The following is a 1,076-nucleotide window of genomic DNA, read 5'->3' on the forward strand; positions in this document are numbered from 1 at the left end:
GCTACAAGAAGGCTGAAGAGGAAGTTGATGACCCAAGACTCATCGAATTTTTTAAAAGCTTTGAGAAGAAGAGATATCACTTTGGCCACGACCTGAAAGGTGAAATTAAGCGATTAGGAGGGGAGATAGATAAAGGGACCAGCGTCAAAGGTAATGTTGAGAGATTTTGGATGAGACTAAAAGCCGTTATTGTTACCGATAATGAGCAAGCGATATTATCTGAGTGTAGAAAGATAGAGATGGAGAATTGGGAGTATTATAATCAGGCGCTTTCTGTCGAAGGATTATCTGATGAAACACGTAAAATTTTAGTGGCTCACAAAGCAAATATTGACGAGGCGCTCTATCAAATCATAGAATTGAAGGATAATTACGCTACTGTCTAAAAAGCGTTCTTAATTGTCACTTGTTGAAATATTGAATAAATTGATATGGCAACAATGGCAAAACCATGAAATTTGGTAAACTATCCGAAGACGAGTTAAAAAATAAAAAGCTTTCTTTACCCGCTGACCATGCAGACACACAACATGTATTAGCAAAAGGCTATGGTGGTGTTAAGGTGCATGTTGGTTGTGCAAAATGGGGGAGAAAAGAATGGGTTGGTCTTATTTATCCTAAAAGGACAAAAGACAATGACTTTCTGGATGAGTATGTAAAGCATTTCAATAGCATTGAGATGAACACTACATTTTACTCAGTTAAAAAAGCCAATGTAGAAAGCTGGACGTCCAGAGCGCCAAAAGGCTTTATGTTTTGTCCGAAAGTAAGTCGAAACGTTACGCATATCAAGAGATTAAATGATGACGCTAAGCGCTATTCAGACTACTTTTTGGAGGCTATATCAGGGTTTGAAGGTAATCTGGGACCTTCGTTTATGCAATTGCCAGAAAACTTTGCAGGCAAATATTTCGAACGTCTAAAGGCTTATATTGAAGATGTGCCTGAAGATTTTAAACTCTTTGTAGAGATAAGACATGAAAGTTGGTTTGAAGACCAATCAATATTTGACGAAACATTTCAATTATTAAAAGAAAATAATATTGGGGCAGTTATAACAGATGTAGCAGATAGAA

The 1,076-nt window shown here is 36.9% G+C and carries 2 protein-coding genes; both read left to right on the plus strand.

Annotated features, from left to right (window positions below):
* Nucleotides 1–386 (plus strand): PA2169 family four-helix-bundle protein (locus tag E1176_RS00740; protein ID WP_155208679.1); only part of this gene is annotated, 386 nt, incomplete at its 5' end.
* Between the two features lie 65 nt (nucleotides 387–451).
* The coding region (locus E1176_RS00745; protein ID WP_155208680.1) for a DUF72 domain-containing protein at nucleotides 452–1,076 on the plus strand (625 nt) is incomplete at its 3' end.

The sequence above is a fragment of the Fulvivirga aurantia genome (assembly GCF_009711475.1).
In the GTDB taxonomy this organism is placed as follows: Bacteria; Bacteroidota; Bacteroidia; order Cytophagales; family Cyclobacteriaceae; genus Fulvivirga; species Fulvivirga aurantia.